This window comes from Microbulbifer marinus, assembly GCF_900107725.1.
In the GTDB taxonomy this organism is placed as follows: Bacteria; Pseudomonadota; Gammaproteobacteria; order Pseudomonadales; family Cellvibrionaceae; genus Microbulbifer; species Microbulbifer marinus.
In genome coordinates, this window is the sequence record NZ_FNQO01000003.1 from 275,682 (window position 1) to 297,782 (window position 22,101).

Annotated in this window: 18 protein-coding genes; 7 read left to right on the forward strand and 11 right to left on the reverse strand. The window is 61.9% G+C overall.

The window, feature by feature from the left end:
• Positions 1-13: 13 nt before the first annotated feature.
• The 3 genes from BLW36_RS13175 (at position 14) to pgi (ending at position 4,628) form a co-directional block, all read left to right on the forward strand.
• Entirely contained in the window at positions 14-1,066 is a 1,053-nt protein-coding gene (locus BLW36_RS13175; protein WP_091389380.1) for a DUF3549 family protein, read from the forward strand.
• 170 nt (positions 1,067-1,236) lie between these two features.
• Positions 1,237-2,103, forward strand: a complete 867-nt coding sequence (locus BLW36_RS13180) for a hypothetical protein (protein ID WP_139304892.1) — start codon at positions 1,237-1,239, stop codon at positions 2,101-2,103.
• 902 nt (positions 2,104-3,005) lie between these two features.
• On the forward strand, positions 3,006-4,628 hold the full coding sequence (gene pgi, locus BLW36_RS13190; protein ID WP_091389389.1) for a glucose-6-phosphate isomerase: 1,623 nt from the start codon (positions 3,006-3,008) through the stop codon (positions 4,626-4,628).
• Positions 4,629-4,673: 45 nt separating this feature from the next.
• Here the strand turns inward: pgi and BLW36_RS13195 are convergent, their stop codons facing one another.
• From BLW36_RS13195 to sbcB, 6 genes are all read right to left on the reverse strand, one after another.
• Positions 4,674-5,315: a MarC family protein gene (locus BLW36_RS13195; RefSeq protein WP_091389392.1), complete on the reverse strand. Its 642-nt coding sequence runs from the start codon at positions 5,313-5,315 to the stop codon at positions 4,674-4,676.
• 18 nt (positions 5,316-5,333) lie between these two features.
• The gene (locus tag BLW36_RS13200; RefSeq protein ID WP_091389395.1) at positions 5,334-6,095 is read right to left on the reverse strand and encodes a slipin family protein; all 762 of its coding nucleotides are present in this window, start codon (positions 6,093-6,095) and stop codon (positions 5,334-5,336) included.
• 37 nt (positions 6,096-6,132) lie between these two features.
• Positions 6,133-7,572 carry an NfeD family protein gene (locus tag BLW36_RS13205; protein ID WP_091389398.1) on the reverse strand — a complete coding sequence of 480 codons (1,440 nt, stop codon included), beginning with the start codon at positions 7,570-7,572 and terminating at the stop codon, positions 6,133-6,135.
• 75 nt (positions 7,573-7,647) lie between these two features.
• Positions 7,648-9,336, reverse strand: a complete 1,689-nt coding sequence (gene ggt / locus BLW36_RS13210) for a gamma-glutamyltransferase (protein WP_091389401.1) — start codon at positions 9,334-9,336, stop codon at positions 7,648-7,650.
• Between the two features lie 98 nt (positions 9,337-9,434).
• Positions 9,435-10,451: an aspartate carbamoyltransferase gene (locus BLW36_RS13215; protein WP_091389404.1), complete on the reverse strand. Its 1,017-nt coding sequence runs from the start codon at positions 10,449-10,451 to the stop codon at positions 9,435-9,437.
• Between the two features lie 248 nt (positions 10,452-10,699).
• A complete protein-coding gene (sbcB, locus tag BLW36_RS13220; RefSeq protein ID WP_091389406.1) occupies positions 10,700-12,166 on the reverse strand; it encodes an exodeoxyribonuclease I in 1,467 nt (488 codons plus the stop codon).
• A gap of 95 nt (positions 12,167-12,261) precedes the next feature.
• Here sbcB and BLW36_RS13225 point away from each other — a divergent pair, with 95 nt between their 5' ends.
• The 3 genes from BLW36_RS13225 to BLW36_RS13235 all read left to right on the forward strand — a co-directional run bounded on the left by BLW36_RS13225 (position 12,262) and on the right by BLW36_RS13235 (position 15,785).
• Positions 12,262-12,711: a VOC family protein gene (locus tag BLW36_RS13225; protein WP_091389409.1), complete on the forward strand. Its 450-nt coding sequence runs from the start codon at positions 12,262-12,264 to the stop codon at positions 12,709-12,711.
• Positions 12,712-12,937: 226 nt separating this feature from the next.
• Complete coding sequence (gene argS / locus BLW36_RS13230) at positions 12,938-14,674, forward strand: arginine--tRNA ligase (RefSeq protein WP_091389411.1); 1,737 nt, start codon at positions 12,938-12,940, stop codon at positions 14,672-14,674.
• 229 nt (positions 14,675-14,903) lie between these two features.
• Positions 14,904-15,785, forward strand: coding sequence for a dTDP-4-dehydrorhamnose reductase family protein (locus BLW36_RS13235; protein WP_170833214.1), 882 nt, complete (start codon positions 14,904-14,906; stop codon positions 15,783-15,785).
• Positions 15,786-15,828: 43 nt separating this feature from the next.
• On the opposite strand, the gene BLW36_RS13240 is transcribed toward BLW36_RS13235, so the two are convergent.
• The 3 genes from BLW36_RS13240 to BLW36_RS17625 all read right to left on the reverse strand — a co-directional run bounded on the left by BLW36_RS13240 (position 15,829) and on the right by BLW36_RS17625 (position 17,318).
• Entirely contained in the window at positions 15,829-16,149 is a 321-nt protein-coding gene (locus tag BLW36_RS13240; protein ID WP_091389418.1) for a hypothetical protein, read from the reverse strand.
• Positions 16,150-16,392: 243 nt separating this feature from the next.
• Entirely contained in the window at positions 16,393-16,752 is a 360-nt protein-coding gene (locus tag BLW36_RS17620) for a PfkB family carbohydrate kinase (RefSeq protein ID WP_091389421.1), read from the reverse strand.
• Positions 16,710-17,318, reverse strand: a complete 609-nt coding sequence (locus BLW36_RS17625; protein ID WP_091389424.1) for a 1-phosphofructokinase family hexose kinase — start codon at positions 17,316-17,318, stop codon at positions 16,710-16,712. Before BLW36_RS17625 ends, BLW36_RS17620 begins: the two co-directional genes overlap by 43 nt.
• A gap of 362 nt (positions 17,319-17,680) precedes the next feature.
• On the opposite strand from BLW36_RS17625, the gene gcvP reads away from it, so the two are divergent.
• Entirely contained in the window at positions 17,681-20,572 is a 2,892-nt protein-coding gene (gene gcvP / locus BLW36_RS13255; RefSeq protein ID WP_091389428.1) for an aminomethyl-transferring glycine dehydrogenase, read from the forward strand.
• A 107-nt stretch (positions 20,573-20,679) separates the two neighbouring features.
• Here the strand turns inward: gcvP and BLW36_RS13260 are convergent, their stop codons facing one another.
• Both BLW36_RS13260 and BLW36_RS13265 read right to left on the reverse strand, forming a co-directional pair.
• The gene (locus BLW36_RS13260; RefSeq protein ID WP_091389431.1) at positions 20,680-21,414 is read right to left on the reverse strand and encodes an MHYT domain-containing protein; all 735 of its coding nucleotides are present in this window, start codon (positions 21,412-21,414) and stop codon (positions 20,680-20,682) included.
• Positions 21,415-21,671: 257 nt separating this feature from the next.
• Positions 21,672-22,094 (reverse strand): hypothetical protein, encoded by a 423-nt coding sequence (locus BLW36_RS13265; protein ID WP_091389462.1) that lies wholly within the window; start codon positions 22,092-22,094, stop codon positions 21,672-21,674.
• Between the last annotated feature and the right edge of the window lie 7 nt (positions 22,095-22,101).

The following is a 22,101-nucleotide window of genomic DNA, read 5'->3' on the forward strand; positions in this document are numbered from 1 at the left end:
ATTCGAGTTATTTATGAGTGACAGCGGCACCCTGAGCGCCCTGATCGGCGAGGCCAAGTTCAAACTGCGCTGGTTCGATCTGGGCCGGCGCCTGCAGCCGGTGTCCCGCACCGCCGCCGAAGCCTTTGAAGCAGGCCAGGCGCCCTGGCCCTACCCCTATTTACGCCAGGCGTGGGTCGCGCTGCTGCTGTGGCCGGAGGAAGGTGGTGAACCGGTCGTCTGGTTCCTGCGACTGCCGCTGGACGAACAGGGCAAACTGCAGTTGCAGGCCAGGGACGCATTTCTGCGCCTGCTGACACAGAAGCTGCAACAGAACGGGAAGGCGCCGTCGGAATCTGCCGCGCAGCAATTGCACGGCGCGCTCGAACAGAGCGGCCTGCTGTTTACACCGGCGCCGGAGCGGCAGGCCAGCTTCCACGCCCGCGCAGCCCTGTTGCTGAAGCGCCCGGCAAGTTCGCATTACGCGGCGACGCTGAGCTATTTCCACGAGCCACAGTCCAGCCGCTGGGATCAACTGGCCATTCAGGGAATCGCCGACCTGGCGGCTCGCTGGGACGGGGAGCAGAAAGTCATTCTGCAAGCCATCCCGTCCCTGGCACCGCCGGTATTTATCAGCCTGTGCCAGTGTCTCGAGAATGAGGCCGTCGACCATCAGCTGGCCGACGGGATCATCAGGCGTGCCCAAATCGAGCTGCACGGCGAGTCTCCGGACCTCGCCATCATCGCCGCCGCCGTGCGCGGAATCTCGCATTCGCCAGCACGCGGCATGCGGCTGGAATTCCTGACCCAGGTGCTGAATGCCAGCGCGGGCGCCAATGGGGAAATCCTCGCTGCCATCGGCAGCCGCTGCGCCTACGACCTCGAACACGAGGCGCTGGCCAGAGCCTGGCTCGGCGCGCTGGCGCAACACCAAAACCAGTCGACCTTCAATCTGCTGATGTCCGACCTGATGTTTCTGCCCCAGGTTCGTTCGTCACTCCTCAACGCACTGCGGGACCCCGCGCGCCCGGAAGCCCTCGCACGCGCCTTCGGCGAGTTTCTGCACGGACCGAAACCGACCCACTGAGACCGGCGCCACGGCCTCCTCGGCGGCCGTGGCGGTCATCTGCCAGCAGCACCGGCGCGACAGACGAGCATCATCCCAGGATATCGAGCCGCCCGTTATCGCGGGCGGCCTACAATAGTTTCTCCACTGTCACCCTTCGGCTATCTATCGCGCATGGTCCAACAGCCCTGATGAGAAACCTGATGTCGGGCGCCGGCATTTTGATCGGTGCCCTAGTGCCCGTGCCGGGGCTTGCCCAGCCGCCGGAAATGATCGACCCCAGCGTGCACTGGGCTTACGCCACCTTTTTCGGCACCGGCTGGTACAAGATCAATGACGAGAACAGTGCCTATGTCATGCGCGTCGCGCCTCGTCGGGTTTTCGGTGACGCCCGTTTCGACCAATCGGGTAACCGCGAAGTTGCCTACACGCTGCGAGCGCCGATCACCGTCGGCGTGGCCGAGTTCGATTTCGGCGACATTTCCGCGCTCATCGATTCTGGCAACCTGAAAATCGCCAGTGCCGGGCTCAGCCTGGATGCGGATATTCCGCTGACCTCCCGTTTCTCGATTCGCCCGCTCGCGCAGGCGAGTTACGGCACCGTGATCAATGACAGCGACCACGCCTGGAGCTACGCCACGGAAATCAAGAGCCGCTACAGGTTTCAGTCGGGCCAGCTGGACTGGGCAATACTGGCCGATCTCGGCTACGTCGGTTACAACGCTGACGAGGGCGACTCAGATGACTTCGTATTTGCCGCCGCGGGGGCCGAATTCGCCTACCCGCTCGGCTGGTTGAGCAGCCAGCAGAGTCAGACGATGCTTTATTGGCATGTCAGCTTCATCGACTTTGTCGACGAAGTACGTGTCCGCTCTGAGTTCGACAAATTCGACTCCGTCGCCAACTACTGGCAGGCCGGTGCTGCCATCGGCAAGCGCGATGGACCGATTTGCATCGGGTTTCTGAAGTTTGACCGCCTGGGACTGGCTTACAATTACAGCGCAACCGGCGAGTTGCGCGGCGTGAAACTTATCTTCAGATCGCTGTATGAGTTTTAAAAAACGCAGATGGCGGGGAGCGCAGATCGGCAAGGGGAGAGCTGCCCGGTACGGCAAGCACAGCGACCCGGCATAAAAAATCACAGTTTCGGCGTTGGAATAATTTCCTCCCCGCTTTTTCAAAAAAAATTTCTCGCCGCCGCGCAATGGTCTACCGGCAAATTTGGCAGAAAACCCGTTAAATTTAGGTACTTTTGCGCGACAAACTGGCACAAAATTTATCCAGACTTCACCGCTGGCGGCTATTTAAACCCTGCGCCTATTACACTCCATTGGGCGGTATCTTTGTAGAAAAGATTTTTACAAAGCTGACCAAACAGGTGACGTTTTATTGGCTATGCTAATGGCTAACATCAACGGAAAGGAGTTAGGGGATGAATTTCACTCCAGCCAAGTACTTAATGGGAATTATCAGTGCACTGGTTCTGGCGGGCTGCTGTGCCGCACCTGCGCCACCGGCCTCCTGCCCTCCGGGCTCTGAACAAATTCCAATGTCAATGGCCTGTCCTGCGGACGCTGACTGCTGGATGGCTTCAGACAACGTGCGCTGCATGAAAGTGGTCAAGTAAGATCAAATTGCAGCAAAACTGTGTGGTGATTCATACTAAATGGGGTTTTGAAGCGAGCCGGCAGGCGGCAGCACAGTACCGGGCCGCACCCGGCGCTGAGATTCTGCGAAGCATCATTTAGTATGAGTCACCACACCGAATGCCGCTTTTCGAAGCGGCATTTGTATTTATGGCGTCTCCGCGTATCACCCACCGGGTATCCCCACCGAGCCAATCAGACTCTGGCTCACCGCCGCAATTACCGTTAGCATTGACCCTCCATGCAGGCCGGTAGTCCCACGGCCTGCCAGCCACCGCTGGCACACCTTTCCAAGAGCAATAAACCAGGTTCACATGACAAGCGAATCCTTTGCGGGCAGCCGCACCGCCGCAATTGCGCAACTCAAAGCCCACCACCAGAAGCACAAGTGGTCCCTGCGCGAAATGTTCGCCAGCGACAGCCAGCGCGCGCAGAAATACAGCGCCACCGCGGCCGGACTCTACCTGGATTACAGTAAGAATCACCTGCGCGACGACACGCTGCAGCTGCTGCTCGACTATGCCGAACAGATAGATCTCGGCGAACAGATCAACGCCCTGTTCAGCGGAGCCGCTATCAACAATACCGAGCACCGCCCCGCCCTGCACAGTGCACTGCGCTTCCAGGGCAAACCGCAAACGGAACACGAACAGGCAGTGGCGGATTGCCGCCAGCAGATGCGGCAATTTGCCGAACAGGTGCAGAGCGGCAGCTGGCGCGGCTTCAGTGGCGAACCAATTCGCCATATCGTCAACATCGGTATCGGTGGTTCCGACCTCGGCCCGCGCATGGTGGTGGAGGCACTGCGCCCCTGGCAGAAGAGCGACATCTCCGTGCACTTCGTGGCCAATATCGACGGCGCCGACCTGATGGATACACTGGCCGGACTGCCGGCGGAAAGCACTCTGTTTATTGTCGCTTCCAAGTCTTTTTCCACACTGGAAACCCGCCAAAACGCCCTCTCCGCACGCCAGTGGGTATTGGACGCCGGCTGTAGTGAAGACCAGCTGGCTCAGCATTTCGTCGCCGTCAGCAGCAATATCGTCGCGGCGCAGGACTTCGGCATTGCGGCGGAGAATATTTTTCCGATGTGGAGCTGGGTGGGCGGGCGCTACTCCCTGTGGTCCGCAATCGGCCTGCCAATCGCCCTGGCCTGCGGTTATGAAACTTACGAACAACTGCTGTCCGGCGCCCACGCAATGGACGAGCACTTCGCCAGCGCCCCATTTGCGGAAAACCTGCCGGTGCTGCTGGCGCTGATCCATTTCTGGTACCGCCAGTGCTGGAATGCGTCCAGCCAGGTGGTATTGCCCTACGCGCAGCGACTGGCCAAATTCCCCGCCTGGCTGCAGCAGCTGGATATGGAAAGCCTGGGTAAAGGGGTGAACCGCGAGGGGCATCACCTGCAATACCCGAGTGGCAGCGTGATCTGGGGTACCGAGGGCAGCAACGGCCAGCACTCGTTCCACCAGCTGCTGCACCAGGGCACCGACCTGATCCCCGCGGACTTTATTGCCGTGAAGGAACCTACCTCGGCGCTGACAGAGCAGCACCAGTGGCTGCTGGCCTGCTGTATCAGCCAGAGCCAGGCGCTGCTGCGCGGCAAGAGCCTGCAGGAGGCCCGCCAGGAGCTGGAGCAACAGGGCTATACCCACCGGGAAGCCCATGCACTGGCGCCGCACAAGGTGGTGCCCGGCAACCGGCCGAGCAACACGCTGGTGATGCAACGGCTGGACCCGTTTACCCTCGGATCAGTGCTGGCACTCTACGAACACAAGGTATTTATCGGCGGCTGCCTGCTCGGCATCAATCCATTCGACCAGTGGGGCGTGGAGTTGGGCAAACTGCTCGGTGCGCAGGTTCACGCTGCGATCGGCGGCGAGACGCCGGAGGAGTGGGACGGCTCGACCCGCAACCTGCTCGAGAAACTCTTTTAACTCCAGCGCAATACCGGGGAGCCTCTGAACAAGTCCCGAGACTCCCTAGGGCGCTATTGGACCTCCCATTAGCGCCAGCCATCGCTCTATGCCCTTCAGGATCATATCCACCGCAAAAGAGCCGGTGAACAGTGCCGTGATGCGGCCCGCCACCTCGACATATTTGCGCACGTAGCGCTCCTGGCGCGTCTGCACCCAGTCGTACAGCATTTTCAGCAGTATCAGTGAGGTCAGCGCCGTGACCATGGCCAGGGTAATCGCCGCTGAGCCAGCCCCGGCCCCCAGACGGCTGCCGGCCAGCACGCTGGCACTGATGGTGCCGGGGCCAACGATAAATGGCATTGCAATAGCGCCGGCCACTTCCTGCGAGTGCAGATTGATACTCTGGATGGGTGCACCGACGCCCAGGGTCAGGCGGATGCCGATAATCAGGAACGTAATGCCGCCGAAAATCAGGAAGGCGAGAAAGCGCACCTGCAACACCTGATCGAAAATGACTTCGCCAAACCAGGCAAACAGTAAAAATACCGTTAGGCTGATCATAAAGGCGCGCATTAGCAGACCGGAGAAAACCTTCAACTCCAGCCCGCGGATCAGGTCGAGCAGGTAGACGCTCAGAATAAAAGGATTGAGCAGGACGAGCAGCAACAGGAAGGATTTGTTGAACTGCTCCAGGTCCAGTTCCATCGCCGGTCACTCAACCTCTCAGGTCTTATTGCCGCTCGCCTGTTGCATAAGCGGCTGGATCAGATCCAGCGGCAGCGGGAACACAATAGTGGAATTCTTCTCACCGGCAATATCAATCAGCGTCTGCATATAGCGCAGGGTAATCGCGTTGGGATTCTTCGACAGCTGGTCCGCAGCCTCGGTCAGTTTTACCGCGGCCTGGGCCTCACCCTCCGCATGAATCACCTTGGCGCGCCGGGAGCGCTCTGCTTCCGCCTGCTTGGCGATCGCGCGGATCATGCTCTCGTCCAGGTCGATATGCTTGATCTCCACATTGGTGACCTTCACGCCCCAGGCATCGGTCTGCTCGTCGAGAATTTTCTGGATATCCACATTGAGCTTGTCGCGCTCCGACAACATCTCGTCCAGTTCGTGTTTGCCCAGTACCGAGCGCAGTGTGGTCTGGGACAGCTGGCTGACCGCCTCGTGATAGTGCTCCACGTTGATGATCGCGGACTGCGGGTTGACCACCCGGTAGTAGACCACCGCGTTGACCTTGACCGAGACGTTGTCCTTGCTGATCACGTCCTGGGTCGGCACGTCCATGACCACCGTACGCAGATCCACGCGCTCCATGGTCTGGATTATCGGAATGATGATGATCAGGCCGGGCCCCTTTACGGCCTGGAAGCGGCCTAGGAAAAACACCACCGCCCGTTCGTATTCGCGCAGGATGCGAATGGCATACATCAGCAGCAGCACTACTGCCGCCACCAGTAACCCCATAAAGTAACTGACCATTCCGAACTCTCCTTATTTCGTTATTCCCTTGAGGCTGTTAACCCGGCTCCACCCGTAAAAACAGTCCGTGCTGTTCCACCACCCTGACCCGCTGCCCGGGCTGCAGCGGCTGGTCGCAGCGCGCCTGCCAGATTTCACCGTCCAGGTGCACCAGTACATCGCCGTCCTGGATGCCACTGACAATCGCAGTGCGCCCCACCAGCGCATTCTCGATCGCGACGCGCGGCTTACGCAGGCTCTTGCCCACCGCCATCAATATACCGAGCAGCGCCAACCCGCTGACACCAGCAATGGCGCCGATCAATTTGCGTGACACCTGCATGCCCGGTACGTCGCTGTCGATCAGCATGACCGAGCCGATCACCAGCGCGATCACGCCACCGATACCGAGCGCGCCGAAACTCGGCATAAAGACTTCCGCGACGATCAACAGAGCGCCGACAATAATCAGTGCCAGCCCGGCGTAATTGATCGGCAGCACCTGCAGGGCGTAGAAAGCCAGCAACAGGCAGATGATGCCGACGATTCCCGGTACCAGCGCACCCGGGTTGTAGCCCTCGAAGATCAGGCCGTAAATGCCGATCAGCAACAGAATATAGGCTATCTGTGGGTTGGTGATCAGCGCCAGGAGTTCATTGCGCCAGTCCGGTTCATAGGCTTCCAGCGGCAGCTCGGCGATATTGGCCGACAGTGTAATGTCACCCGCATCGAGTGCCACCTTGCGGCCGGCGACCTGCTTCAACAGGTCCTCGTTGTTCTTCGCCACTATGTCGATGACGTTCTGCTCCAACGCTTCGGAAGCGGTCAGGGTCGCCGCTTCGCGCACGGCCTTTTCCGCCCAGTCCGCGTTGCGGTTATGGCGCTTGGCCAGGCCGCGGATAAACGCCACCGAGTCGTTGACCATCTTGCGCTCCATCGCGGTGCCGGATGCCGGCGCCTGCTTTTGCTCGCCGCTCTTATCCTCTTTTTCCTCGGCGCTCTCTTCCTCCTGATCGCCTTTTTTGCCGGAGGATTTGTCGTCGGGCTGCTCACCGGGAGCGGCGGGACCCGGCATGCCGCCCATCTGTACCGGGGTCGCCGCACCGAGCGTCGTCGCCGGCGTCATCGCGGCGATATGGCTGGCGTAGAGGATATAGGTGCCGGCGCTGGCGGCGCGGGCACCGGCAGGATGCACATAGGTAACGATGGGTATCGGCGAGGCGAGGATATGCTGGATGATATCGCGGGTGGCGGCGTCGAGACCGCCGGGGGTATCCATCTGCAGCACGATCAGCTGCGCGCCGTTTTCCCCGGCTTCCTCGGACGCACGGACAAGATAATCGGTGGTGGCCGGCCCTATAGGTCCTTTGATGGACAGCAGGGCCACGTGGGGGCGTTCGCTCTGCTGCGCGCCGGCGAGTGCCGCCAGCGCAATCAGCAGCAGGGTAAAACAAACCGGCAGCCGCCGGCGCAACCTCTGAGAAATCCGATTCGGCATGGCATCTATCCCGGATGCAGGAAAGGCGATAAAACCAGCCTAACAGATTGTCGCGCAGACGGCCTGCCGCCGCCGTCAGAGTGCGGCGCGCACCGGCTCCGGCAGTGACAAAACCCGCGACACACCGCGACCGCTGGACTGCGACGCCGCCTCCAGCTCGCCGTCGCGATCGACGATCACCTGCAGGTCGCCAAAGCCGTCCTGCTCCAGCTGGTATCCCATGGCCCGCAGTTCCTTGCGCACGCCGGCGTCGAAACCCGGCTGGTGGCGGATCTGGTCCTTGGGCCACAGCTGGTGGTGAAAGCGCGGCGTATCCACGGAGCGCTGCGCATCCATATCGAACTCCACCACATTGAGGATCGACTGGTAAACGCTGGTGATGATGGTGGTGCCGCCGGGGGAGCCTGTCACCATTTTCACCGCGCCATTGTCGAGCAGGATCGTCGGCGACATGGACGACAGCATACGCTTGCCGGGCTGAACTTCGTTGGCCTCACCGCCGAGGGCACCGAAGGCATTGGGCACACCCGGCTTGGCACTGAAGTCGTCCATCTCGTCGTTGAGCAGGAAACCGGCGCCCTCGACCACGACACCGGACCCAAAACTCAGGTTGATGGTGGTGGTATTGGAGACGGCGTTACCCCAGCGATCGACGATGGAGAAATGTGTGGTCTCCTCGCTCTCCGGTAGTCCCGGCACCACCGCCGGTGTCGGGGAAATGGCGGCCAGGTTCAGCTCGCGGCTGCGCCGCGCCAGGTATTCGCCGTCGAGCAGGCGCGCCACCGGTACCGGGTGGAAATCCGGGTCGCCCAGATATTCAGCCCGATCGGCAAATACCCGCTTGCCCACTTCCGCCAGCAGATGCACATATTCGGCACTGTTGTGTGCCGGTGCCCGCCCCTCGAGCACGCCATTGCGCACTCGGTCATACATCTTCAGCCACTGGATGATGGCAATACCGCCGGAGCTCGGCGGCGCCGCCGAGACGATGCGGTAGCCGCGCCAGTCGGCGCTCACCGGGCGGCGCCACTTGGCTCGGTATGCATCCAGGTCCTGTTCGGTAATCAGTCCGCCGTTGTCGCGCATAAAGTCGGCGATCAGCCGCGCCGTTTCACCGCGATAAAAGCCATCCGCGCCCCGGTCGCGGATTCGCGCCAGCGTGGCGGCCAGTTCCGGCTGGCGGAACAGCTTTCCGGCCGCCAGGCCACCGAAGTAATCGGCGAAATTGACCGCGGGATGATGCACTTTCACATAGTCGGCAAATTCACGGGCCTCGCGCGCCAGTGGCTCCGGCACCACGAAGCCCTCTTCGGCCAGGGTCACGGCCGGCTGTACCAGCGCAGCCCAGGGCATGGAGCCGTGGCGCCGGTGTACCTGCCACATGCCCTGCACAGTGCCCGGCACACCGGATGCCAGGGTACCGATCACGGACAGGTCCGGTACCACTTCGCCGTCTTCGTCGAGATACATATCCCGGTGCGCGGCCGCCGGGGCCACTTCACGGTAATCGAGGAACTCCTGCTCGCCGTCTTTGTGGACCAGCATAAAGCCGCCGCCACCGATATTGCCCGCCTCCGGCAGCGTCACCGCCAGTACGAACTGCGCCGCGACTGCGGCATCCACGGCATTGCCACCGCGCTGCAGAACCTGCGCGGCCACTTCCGCACTGAAGGCGTCGGGCATAGCCACTGCCGCCTGGCGCGGCTGCGCGACCAACGGTGCGGACACCAGTAGGAACAGGAAAACGAAACAGGCTCGGCGCATGGAGAACTCCTTATTGTTATTGGCGCTTTGTTATTGTTGCTCCTCGGCGCTGGAAAAAACAAACCCGGCACTGGGCCGGGTTTGTATTGCGAAAACGACTACACCGGGTTGCGGCGGCTGTGCCAGCGAACTTCGTGGGAATACTGGTCGACCTTGTCCTGCACCCCCAGCAGCAGTGCGAACAGGGCCATGCGCACCAGCAGGCCGTTGTCCGTCTGGCGGAAAATCGCCAGGCTGGGGTGTTCGTTCAGGTCGGTGTCCAGCTCGTTGGCCTCGGCGCGGGAATCCCGCGGTAGCGGATGCATGATGACCGTATTCGGCTGCGCGTGGCGGGTGAAGATTTCCCGGTTCAGGCGGAAGCGGCCGCGGTACAGGTTGGCCTCTTCCTGGGAGGCGAAGCGCTCCTCCTGGATGCGCGTGGAATAGACGATATCCACCTGCGAGATAGAGGTTTCCAGTTGATCCGACACGCTGACCTGGTGGCCCGCCGCGCGCAGCTTCTCCACCACGTCTTCGGGCATCGCCAGTTCCGGCGGCGACACCAGCACAATCTGCACCTTGTCGAACAGGCACAGCAGCTTGCACAGCGAGTGCACGGTACGACCGAACTTCAGATCGCCGATCATCGCGATGCGGAAATCGTCCAGCGAGCGGCCATGTGTTTCCAGCTCCTTGCGCATGGTATACAGATCGAGCAGCGCCTGGGTCGGGTGCTCGTTGGCGCCGTCGCCGCCGTTGACGACCGGTACCCGGCTCGCAGCGGCAAACTCGGCTACCGAGCCTTCCTGCGGGTGGCGCATGCAGATAACGTCGCTGTAGCCGGACAGTACCCGTGCCGTGTCGTACAGGGATTCGCCCTTGGCCATCGCGCTGGCGGAGATACCGACGGTTTCCCGCACGGTGCCACCCAGCAGGTTGAACGCCGAACCGAAACTGAGTCGGGTGCGGGTGCTGGGCTCGAGGAACATATTGCCGAGGATGGCCCCCTCCAGCACGCGGGTAACTTTCTCCCGGCGCGCATAAGGGGCCATGGTGTCCGCCACTTCGAAGATACGGTCGATATCACCGCGCTCGAACTGGCCGACGGAAAGAATATTGGCTCCGATAAAGTCCATTGTTTCTCCAGTGATTGCGCCTTGTGGGCGCCAGTCTTTAGCGGATGGCATTCTACTCGGCTGCCGGCAAGGCGCCTAGCTCCAGTGCGTGCTGCGGTGGGCGTGGGCCGGTACACAGCATCCCGAGCGGTACTTTTTTGATTCCGGGGCGGCGCCGCTGCCGGTAGCCGCCTGTTCAACAGCCTGATCGGCAATTGTTTCTCAGACGGCTCCCGGCAGCGTCGCCTTCGCATCCAGTTTCGGTACGCTCACCTACTTCTGGATCTGGCCAGCAGGCTGTCGCCCCAGCTCTCCAGTTGGTCGAGCAATTCTGCCTTCTGTGGAAACTGCTCGCGCAGCTCGGCGATCTGCTCGAAATAGGCCTCCAGCGTGATACTGCCCCCCGCACCGGGATCGGTCAGGCGGCGGCAGCACCACTGCTGCCAGCGCTGCTGCTCCTGAGCCGACAGGGTTTCGGGGAAGTTGCGCGCGCGCAGGCGGAACAACAGTTCCGGCAGGCGCTGGTCGGCAAAGGGCACCTGTCCGGCCAGCGCCTCGGGGCCACGCTCGGCCAGGTCGCGGTGCAGCTGGCGGCACAGGTCGCGGTCGTCGTCGTTCAGGAAACCACCGTAGAGGCTGGCCTCCACATCGCGCTGGGGAAATTCGCTGTCGAGATACACCTGGTGCAGTTTCTCGGTCAGGTCGACGTCGCGCAGCTTCTGCCAGTTGGCTTCGCAGGCGGCCTTGTCGATACCGAGCTCGGCGGCGCGCTTGTCATCGAGCATGTTGGCCGGGGCCAGCACCGGGCACTTGTTCAGGTGCACCAGTTTCAGCCCCACCGGCAGCTCGCCGTCGCCGAGCTCGCCGCGGGCCGTGTAGAGGCGTTCGCGCAGGCGCTCGGGATCCAGGCTTAGCAGCGGCTCCGGATCCATGGCCAGGTTGGCAACGATGATCGCATTGCGGTTCACCGGGTGGTTTGCCAGCGGCACTATGTAGGTCAGGTGCCCCTGGGATGCCGGCACCATGCCGGACACGTGCAGCAGCGGCGTGCGCTTGCGCAGGTCGATCAGCTTGGCCACCTCCTGCTTGCGCCGCAATCTGTACACATAATCGTAGAGTTTCGGCTGCTTGCTGCGCACCAGCCGCGCCATATCGATGGTGGCGCGCACATCGGACAGCGCGTCATGGGCGCCCTCGTGGGCGATACCGTTGGCGGCGGTGAGTTCTTCCAGGCGGAAAGACGGCACACTCTCGCCATTTGCGGTCTCGCGCTGCGGCCACGCGATGCCCTGCGGGCGCAGGGCATAGGTGAGGCGGACCATATCGATGATGTCCCAGCGGCTGTTGCCGGAGCGCCACTCGCGTTCGTAGGGATCGAGCAGGTTGCGGTAGAGGGTATGGCGCGTCACCTCGTCGTCGAAGCGCAGGCTGTTGTAGCCGACGCCGCAGGTACCCGGCGCGCCCAGCTCGGCGAGGATGCGCTGGATAAACTCTATCTCCGGAACCCCCTCGGCCAGGGCCCGCTGGGGACTGATACCGGTGACAATACTCGCCATCGGCTGCGGCAGGCAGTCCGCAGCCGGGCGGCAGTAGAGCATCAGCGGCTCGCCGACAATATTGAGGTCCTCGTCGGTGCGGATGCCGGCGAATTGGGACGGCTTGTCCGCGCCCGGATCCGTGCCCCAGGTTTCGTAGTCATGCCAGTACAGTGTGTTCGCGCTCACCTTGCCCTCCATTTTTAGCGCGCATGATAACATCCGCCGCGCCGGCGACTGGACAGCGGCGGCGCTTCATCACACTATTGCCCGACACGAATACAAGGAATGTAAAGATGGCCGTCAAACCCGTCCCCGAGGGATACCACAGCGTAAGCCCCTACCTGAGCGTCAACGGCGCCGCCAGTGCGATAAAATTCTATGAGCAGGCATTCGGCGCCCGGGAGCTGTTCCGCTTCCCGATGCCCGACGGCAGCATCGCCCATGCGGAGATCCAGATCGGCGATACCCGTATTTCACTGGCCGACGACAATGAAGAGGCGGGCTTGCTGAGCCCGCAGGGCAGCTCGCCGGTCGGTCTGCTGCTGTATGTAGACGATGTCGACAGCGTCTTCGCCCGTGCCGTCGAGGCCGGTGCCACCGTGAAACGAGCACTGCAAGACCAGTTTTACGGCGACCGCACCGGTACCCTGCAGGACCCGTTCGGCCACGTGTGGTTCCTGGCCACGCATATCGAGGACGTGCCGATGGACGAGCTGGAGCGCCGCGCAGCGGAACTCGCCTGATTCGCCTGGCCACGGCCCCGGCCCTGCTGCTGGTGGCCTGCCGGCAAAAAACCTGATCGATCTGGTCACCGGCCACAGGCGCTTTTCCCGGCTGGCCACCGACAGCAGGGGCCCTTACAGTGGCGCGCCCTGGCGCCCACTTGGCCGAAGTTCCGGGCGGCCGGTTGCAAAGCCGCCCCCGCCCATTAAAATCCCGCGTTCCCACGAATTACAGCAGCAGTCTCCTATGAATATTCGCCAGCTCCTCTCCGACAAGTTCCAGGCCGCCATGCTGGCCGCCGGCATTCCCGCTGAGTGCGGCCCGGTGGTGGCACCGGCGAAGAAAGCGGGCTTCGGCGACTACCAGGCCAACGGCGCCATGGGCGCGGCCAAGCGCATGGGAACCAACCCACGCGAACTGGCGGCGAAGATCCTCGAGCACCTGGATCGGGGCGAGATGATCGAGAAGGTCGAGATCGCTGGCCCCGGCTTCATGAATATTCACCTGAGCGAACAGTGGCTGGCCGACAAGCTGGCCGCCACAGAGAAGGATGAGCGACTGAATATCGCCGCCGTGGAACAGCCGCAGACGGTGGTAATCGACTACTCCCACCCGAATCTGGCGAAGGAGATGCACGTCGGCCACCTGCGCTCCACCATTATCGGTGACGCCCTGGCGCGCCTGCTGGAATTCCAGGGCCACAAGGTCGTGCGCCAGAACCATATGGGCGACTGGGGCACCCAGTTCGGCATGCTGCTGGCCCACCTGTCCGACAAACTGGAGAGCAGCGACGCCGAGGTGGCGCTGGCAGACCTGGAGACCTTCTACCGCGAGGCCAAGATACGCTTCGACGACGAGGAAGGCTTCGCCGACCGCGCGCGCGAGTACGTGGTGAAGCTGCAGGGCGGCGACCCCGAGTGCCTGAAGCTATGGCAGCAGTTTATCGATATCTCCATCAGCCACAGTGAGGAGATCTACCAGAAGCTCAATGTCACCCTGAAGCGCAGCGACGTCTACGGCGAGAGCCAGTACAACGAAGACCTGCCGGTGCTGGTGAAGGAGCTGCTGGACCGCGGCATCGCCGTCGAGGACCAGGGCGCCATCGTCGTGTTCCTCGAGGAGATGGCCGACAAGGAAGGCAATCCCAGCCCGATGATCATCCAGAAGAAAGGCGGCGGCTACCTCTATGCCACCACCGACCTGGCCGCCATCCGCTACCGCGCCAACCAGCTGCACGCGGACCGCATCCTCTACGTGGTCGACGCGCGCCAGTCCCTGCACCTGCAGCAGGCGTTCACCGCCTCGCGCAAGGCCGGCTTCCTGCCGGAGTCGGTATCGCTGGAACACTGCGCCTTCGGCACCATGATGGGTGACGACGGCAAGCCGTTCAAAACCCGCACCGGCGGCACGGTAAAACTGGCCGCGCTGCTCGACGAAGCCATCGAACGCGCCGAAAAACTGGTGGCGGAGAAGAACCCGGACCTGGACGCCGACACCTGCGCCGAGATCGCGCGCAAGGTGGGCATCGGCGCGGTCAAGTACGCAGACCTGAGCAAGACGCGCACCAACGATTATGTGTTCAGCTGGGAAGCGATGCTCAGCTTCGAGGGCAACACCGCGCCCTACCTGCAGTATGCCTACACCCGCGTGCGCTCCATCTTCCGCCGCGCCGGTATCGAGCCGAGCGAGCTGACCGGCGACATCCAGCTGGGCACCGCCGAGGAACGCGCACTGGCGGTCAAGCTGTGCCAGTTCGGCGAGGTGCTGGATCAGGTTGCCAAGGACACCTTCCCGCACATGCTCTGCAGCTACCTGTACGACCTGGCCAGCGCTTACATGGCCTTCTACGAGGCCTGCCCGGTGCTGAAGGAAGGCGTCAGTGAAGAACAGAAACACAGCCGCCTGCAGCTATGCGACCTGGTCGCGCGCACCATCGCTACCGGACTCGGCCTGCTCGGCATTGAAGTCATGGAGCAGATGTAACGAGCCGACCACAACGCCGTAACTGCCCTCGATGCGAAGGCCCTGATGCCGGTGGCGATTTGCCAGACCTTACGCGGCCATGGATGGCCGCGTAGAGCGTACGACCGCCAGGGAAGGCGGAAGTGCAGATTTTGCAGGAGCAAAAATCTGCCAAGGATGTATTCACAGCGTGTCTGGCAAATCGCCACCGGTAGCAGGGCCGCCGATTAGCCGACAAAGAAAACAAATCTTGAAAATACTGATCACCGGCGCCTCCGGCCTGCTCGGCCGCAGCGTCTTCTCACAGCTCAGCGCCAATCCCGCATTCGATGTAACCGGCACCGCCTTTTCCCGCGCCGGCGAAAACCTGCGGCGGCTGGATCTCACCGATTCTGCCGCCGTGGCAGACATGCTGCGCGAGATACAGCCGCAGGTGGTTATCCACTGCGCCGCCGAACGCTGGCCGGATCGCTGCGCGGAGAACCCCGACGCGGCCTGGCAGCTCAATGTGCAGAGTACGGAAAGGCTGGCCCAGCTGTGTCGCGATACCGGTGCGCAGCTGGTGTATATCTCCACCGACTATGTCTTCGACGGCAGCGCGCCGCCCTACTCCGCCGACGACGAGCCCAACCCGATCAACTTCTACGGCCGCAGCAAACTGGCCGGTGAACAGGCGGTGCTCGGCAATGGCGATCACTGGGTGTTGCGCGTGCCGCTGCTGTTCGGCCCGGTGACTTACCTGCGCGAGTCCGGGGTAACCGCACTGCTGGAAACGGTTCGCGATCCGCAAGCGGTTACGCTGGATGACTGGGCCATTCGCTTCCCCACCAGTGTCGAGGACGTCGCCCGGGTGCTGGAGCAGTGCCTGCTGAAAACCGCGGTAGGCGCCCACCTCGGCGGTATCTATCAGTGGAGTGGCGATACCGCCTGCACGCGCTACCAGCTGGCCAGAGTGGTGGCGGAGACTTACGGCCTGTCGGCGGACCACCTGTCTGGCGACCCCGCGCCGCAGTATAACGAGCCCCGCCCGTATAACTGCCAGCTGGACAAGTCGCGCCTCACCGACATGGGTATCGAAGCCGGTGAACCACTGACACAGCAGCTGGCGCGTTACCTGCACCCGTTCCTATAGACGGCCGGTGGAAAAGAGAAAGAAGAAATAAGCGGAAACCGCGTCAGGCGATTTCCGCCGGGGGGGATGAAGAGGAGGAGATCCGGCTGGCCACCTGGGCCAACCCGGGCATTTTTTCCAGGCGCCCGACGGGCACCCGTATAGCTTCCGCAACCAGCGCGCCTTCGAGCAGCTGTGATGCGATATCCAACTGGTGGTTCTGCAAAACCCACAGTTCCGAATACCAGGCCACAGGGCCGCTGTCCTCTTGTGGTACGTCGACCACAGATTGTTGCATCAGAACCGAGATACCGGCCCGTTCCAGCAACGTATACAGGTGACAAACAAGCAGTTGGTCGCTGGCGATAAAGATCCTTTGCGCCATGATCAGATTTTCCGCAGTCCTTGCCGGCTGACAGCCTCAGCAATCTCATTATCTTTTTATTTATCGCTTTCAGTGCCCCGAATAACGCCGAAAATACATTCGGGTACCCTTAAAGGTAGACCACGGCAGGTCATAGCGCGATGTTCAACCTTATATAGAAGTGGGGAATTACGACACGCGCAGGAAAGTGGACCAAGAGCAAGAGCCACAGGCAATATCCAGGTCCAATTCCGGGAACAAATACTAACGGCGCATTTTTTCGAGAATTTCGGCCAGCCTGTCCGAGTGACAGAGTGTGCTGCCGAATTGTTCAACCGTCGCAGCACCGGCGGCCACTGCGTAACGGGCGGCCGAGATCGGGGGCTGCCCGTTGGCAATGGCGAGGGCAAACGCCCCCAGCATGCTGTCACCGGCACCGGTGGTGTCAACGACCTGCACTTGGGGCGCCTTGATGTAATCGCTACTCTCTCGTGTCACGCACACGGCGCCCTCGGAGCCCAGCGAAATCAGGATAACGCGAACCCCTTGCCCTCCCCTTACCACTGCTTCCGCCCGCTCGATCAGTTCTCGACGATCGCCCCGCCCCCCTGAACCGCCACCCACTCCGACTTATTCGGCTTTATTGCGAACAGACGCTCTTCCGCCATGGCCCTGCGCATCGCCTCGGGCGGGCTATCGAGAAACAACAGAGCCCCGCGTTTTTTCGCCACCGCGGCCACGCGCGAGTAAAAGTCATCGGGAACGCCGGGGGGCAGACTGCCGCTGGCGATCAACAGCGAACCATCTCCAAGGACCTCTTCCAGCCGGCGCAGGGCAGATTGCCACTCCCGTTCACGCAACTCAGGTCCCGGCAGCACCAGTCGGTATTCACCCTCTTCGTCTTCGGGATTGGCGAGAATATTGATCCTGGTGTTCTCCTGGATATCGATCCGCGCTGTTGCGATTCCCGCGCGCGCCAATTGCTGCACAATGATCCGGCCCGTTTCACCACCGCAGGTAAACATCGCGCAGGACTTGCCTCCCAGGTTGGCGATAGCGCGGCTACAGTTGATCCCGCCGCCGCCGGGAGTGATGCTCGCATCCCGGCAGCGAAGTTTGCGCTTGATTTCCAGCCGCGGTGTGGTTACTGCAAGATCGACAGCCGGGTTCATGGTAAGTGTCCAGATCATCTAGCACCCGCGGGATATCAGGAGACAAACAGCAACCTATCGCTTAGAACATTATTGCGCCATTGACGCAATAACAGGATTTGATCCAGCTTTACCGCCATAAAATAGCACTTTTGACGCTAAAATCCGGCAGATTGCCGGCATCGCCCGCGATTGCTAAGATGCGCGCGCCCGGCGCCCCAACAGACCCCGCGATCCGCCTGTCTGACGGCTGCCAGCCTGCTCTTTCCCAAGGTCTGTTCCTCGACTATCCGCCGTGCGGAGACCGCGGGCCTATTGAGGAAAGCGGGACAGACACCAGGTGCTATTTTTAACCGCGAGCGCACCAGCGACGACTCCCTGCGATTACAGGAACGAAGTTTATGACCCAGCCATCTCTTCAGCAGTTGGAACAACACGACGCCTTTATCTACCGTCATATCGGCCCCGATGCCCAGCAGGTTCAGGCGATGCTGAAAGCCCTCGGCGTTTCCAGCCTCGACGAGCTGATCGAGAAGACCGTACCCGCAGCCATCCGCAAGACCGATGAGCTGGACCTGGCAGACGCGGTCAATGAAGTAGAGGCGCTGGCCGAGCTGAAAGCGCTGGCGGGCCGCAACAAGATTTACCGCACCTTTATCGGCATGGGTTACCACGACACCATCACGCCGAACGTCGTCCTGCGCAACGTGCTGGAAAACCCGGGCTGGTACACCGCCTACACCCCCTACCAGCCGGAAATCGCCCAGGGCCGCCTCGAGGGCCTGCTGAACTTCCAGCAGATGATCATGGACCTGACCGGTATGGAACTGGCCAACGCCTCCATGCTGGACGAAGGCACCGCCGCGGCCGAAGCCATGGCCATGTGCAAGCGCCAAGTGAAGCGCAACAAGTCCAACGTATTTTTCGTCGATCGGGACTGCCACCCGCAGACCATCGCCGTGGTTGAGACCCGTGCCGAGCACTTCGGTTTTGAAGTGGTTGTCGGCGACGTGGAAAAAGATATCCCCGCGGAGCTGTTCGGCGCCCTGCTGCAGTACCCGGGCACCACCGGCCAGGTGCGCGACCTGACCGACATCATCGCCAAGGTACATGAGGCCAACGGCCTGGTGACCGTCGCCGCCGACCTGATGAGCCTCGTCGCGCTGAAGGCGCCGGGTGAGATGGGCGCGGACGTGGTGGTCGGCTGCAACCAGCGCTTCGGTATCCCGATGGGCTACGGCGGCCCGCACGCCGGTTTCTTCGCCTTCCGCGAAGCCTACAAGCGCTCCGCGCCCGGCCGCATCATCGGCGTATCCGTGGACAGCAAGGGCAAGCGCGCACTGCGCATGGCCATGCAGACCCGCGAGCAGCATATCCGCCGCGAGAAGGCCAACTCCAACATCTGTACTTCCCAGGTACTGCTGGCAGTGATGAGCGCCTTCTATGCCATCTACCACGGCCCCGAAGGCCTGAAGACCATCGCCGCGCGCATCCAGCGCCTGACCGACATCCTCGCCGCCGCACTGAAGAAAGAAGGCTTCGACCTGGCCCACGACAACTGGTTCGACACCCTGACCGTCACCGTGGGCGGCAAGCAGGGCGAGATCTACCAGCGCGCCCTGGATGCGGAAATCAACCTGCGCAAGGTCGGCGCCGATGCCCTGGGTGTCAGCCTGAACGAGACCACCACGCTGCAGGACGTGTCCGATCTCATCAACGTCTTTACCGGCACTGAGCATAGCCTCGACCTGCGCGCGCTGGACAGCGAGATCGCCGCCAAGGGTCCGCAGGGCCTGCCGAACTCCCTGGTACGTACCAGCGAATTCCTGACGCACCCGGTGTTCAACACCTACCACTCCGAGACCGAGATGCTGCGCTACCTCAAGTCCCTGGAATCCAAGGACATAGCGCTGAACCACTCGATGATCCCGCTGGGCTCCTGCACCATGAAGCTGAACGCCACCGCGGAGATGATCCCGGTGACCTGGCCGGAATTCGGCAAGCTGCACCCGTTCGCGCCCGCCGACCAGGCCCAGGGCTACGCGGAGATGTTCCAGCAGCTGCAGCAGATGCTGGCGGCCTGTACCGGCTACGATGCCGTCAGCCTGCAGCCGAACGCCGGCTCCCAGGGCGAGTACGCCGGCCTGGTGGCGATCAAGAAATACTTCGAGGCCAAGGGCGAAACCCAGCGCGACATCTGCCTGATCCCGGCTTCCGCCCACGGCACCAACCCGGCTTCCGCGATGATGGTCAGCATGAAGGTGGTCGTGGTTGCCTGTGACAACAAGGGCAACGTCGATATCGACGACCTGAAGGCGAAGATCGAAGAGCACGGCGACCGCATCGCCGCGCTGATGGTCACCTACCCGTCCACCCACGGCGTGTTCGAGGAAGGTATCCGCGAGATCTGCGACCTGGTCCACCAGGCCGGCGGCCAGGTGTATATCGACGGCGCCAACATGAACGCACTGATCGGCGTGGCTGCACCGGGCCAGTTCGGCGGCGACGTTTCGCACCTGAACCTGCACAAGACTTTCTGTATCCCGCACGGCGGCGGCGGCCCGGGCATGGGTCCGATCGCAGTCGGCGAGCACCTGAAACCCTACCTCGCCGGTCACCCGGTGACCGAAGTGCCGGAAACCGATGCCGCCAACGGCACCATCTCCGCGGCACCCTGGGGCTCGGCCAGCATCCTGCCGATCAGCTGGATGTACATCCGCATGATGGGCAAGCAGGGCATGAAGCGCGCCACCGAAATGGCGATCCTGAATGCCAACTACGTGGCCAAGAAACTGAGCGAGCACTACTCACTGCTGTATACCGGCACCAACGGCTTCGTCGCCCACGAGTGCCTGGTGGACCTGCGCCCGCTGAAAGAGGCGAGCGGTATCAGCGAAGAGGACATCGCCAAGCGCCTGATGGACTTCGGCTTCCACGCCCCCACCATGTCCTTCCCGGTGGCCGGCACCCTGATGATCGAACCCACCGAGAGTGAGTCGCAGGAAGAACTGGACCGCTTTATCCAGGCCATGGCGACCATCCGCCAGGAAGTGGAAGATGTGGCCAACGGCAAGTACAGCGCCGAGGACAACCCGCTGCACAATGCGCCGCACACATTGGAAGACGTGATGGCGGACCAGTGGGCCCACAGCTACTCCCGCGATGTGGCCGGACGCCCGGCGGCGTGGCTGAAGGAGCACAAGGTGTGGCCGGCGTCCAACCGTATCGACAACGTCTACGGCGACCGCAACCTGATCTGTTCCTGCCCGCCGGTGGAAAGCTACGCAGAATAAGCTGCCCACTACCCGTAGCGATCACAGATCGCTCATGCAAAAAGGCCGGGAATTTCCCGGCCTTTTTGCTTTTGCTGTTAACCCGCAACTCCGCGGCCGGCAATCCCTTACGCCGGCACCAGCGGTCGCTGGCGATACCAGCGCCCCACCCAGACTGCGAGCGCCAGCACGGCAACGGCGATCACCCCGCAGCTGATACCGAGGTATTCCTTGCTGAGCGCACCGGCGAAACCGGCAGGCGGCATTTCGCCAGTCATTTCGTAACTCGCCGCCGCCATACCCGTGTAGTGCATACCGCACACAGCCAGCCCCATGACCAGTGCGCTGCCTGTCTTCTGCCAGTGCCCGCGAGTCTGGAAGGCCATCCATAAAGCCGCACCAGCAGCAACTACAGCGATCAGTACCGAGATAATCAGGATATTCAGGTTGTAGCTGATTTCTGCCGGCATCAGCATCGCTGCCATACCCGCGTAGTGCATCCCGGCCACACCAAACCCCATGAATACAGCGGCGGGCAGTAATTTGTCGGCATTGAACTCACCCGTACCTACGATCGCCAGCCCCAAAGTACAGGCGGCCACCGCAACAACCACCGAGCCCAGCGTGCCGAGAATGTCATACGCCATCGGCATATCGGTCTCCAGTGCCAGCATGCCGATAAAATGCATCGACCAGATAGCCGCGCCACCCATAACCAGGCCAGCGAACAGGATTGCACGGCGTCTGTCCACCCCGGTCACCGCCTCGGGAATAGCGGTAATCAGTTGCAGCGAAGCAAACGAGCCCAGCACGGAGATTACATAGGAGAGCGTCACTAACATCGGGTTGTACTGGTCGAGCATCACTTCGTTTACCTGTATTCAAGATTCACTGCGTCAGAGCCTGAGAGGCAAGCCGCTTGGGCATGCGCACTCGTCACTGTTACGGCGCCTGCCGGAATACGGATCACAATATGCTGGCGTTGTTGAATATTCGTGGTGCAGCTCAGGTGTGCATTGACCGGAGGATAGGAATGGAAGCGATGCGGCAAGTCATAAAAAAAAGCCGGGGCACACTGCTGTGCCCCGGCTTCACGTTTTTCGCGCGACTCAAACACTCGTCAGCGCTTCACACCTTCCCGGCATTCACCGCGCACTTCGCCATTCATCGGCGATACGCTGCGCTCAATCACGAAGTAACCGTCCAGACAGAAACCGGTCTCTTGCAGTTTCAGGTTAAGGGCGTGGTCGAAATCCAGGCTGCGGTTGCCGCGCTGCTGGCGGACCGGCATATCCTGCGGGCGCACCATACCGCTGCGGGCAGTGGGGCTCTGGGTATAGGGCCCGCGCACCAGCGGCGTCGTCATTTCCAGCGCGTAGGTGAATCGCTTGGAACCATTGGCAGAGATTTCGGTGTGGAAAGATTCCTTCAGGCCGGGATTCGGGGCGGGCTGAGTACTGGTACAACCAGACAACAGCAGTACCGCAGTGGCCACCCCCAGCAGCCCCCAAGCGGGCCGGGCAACAGTCGGGGAAAAACGCATTCGCACT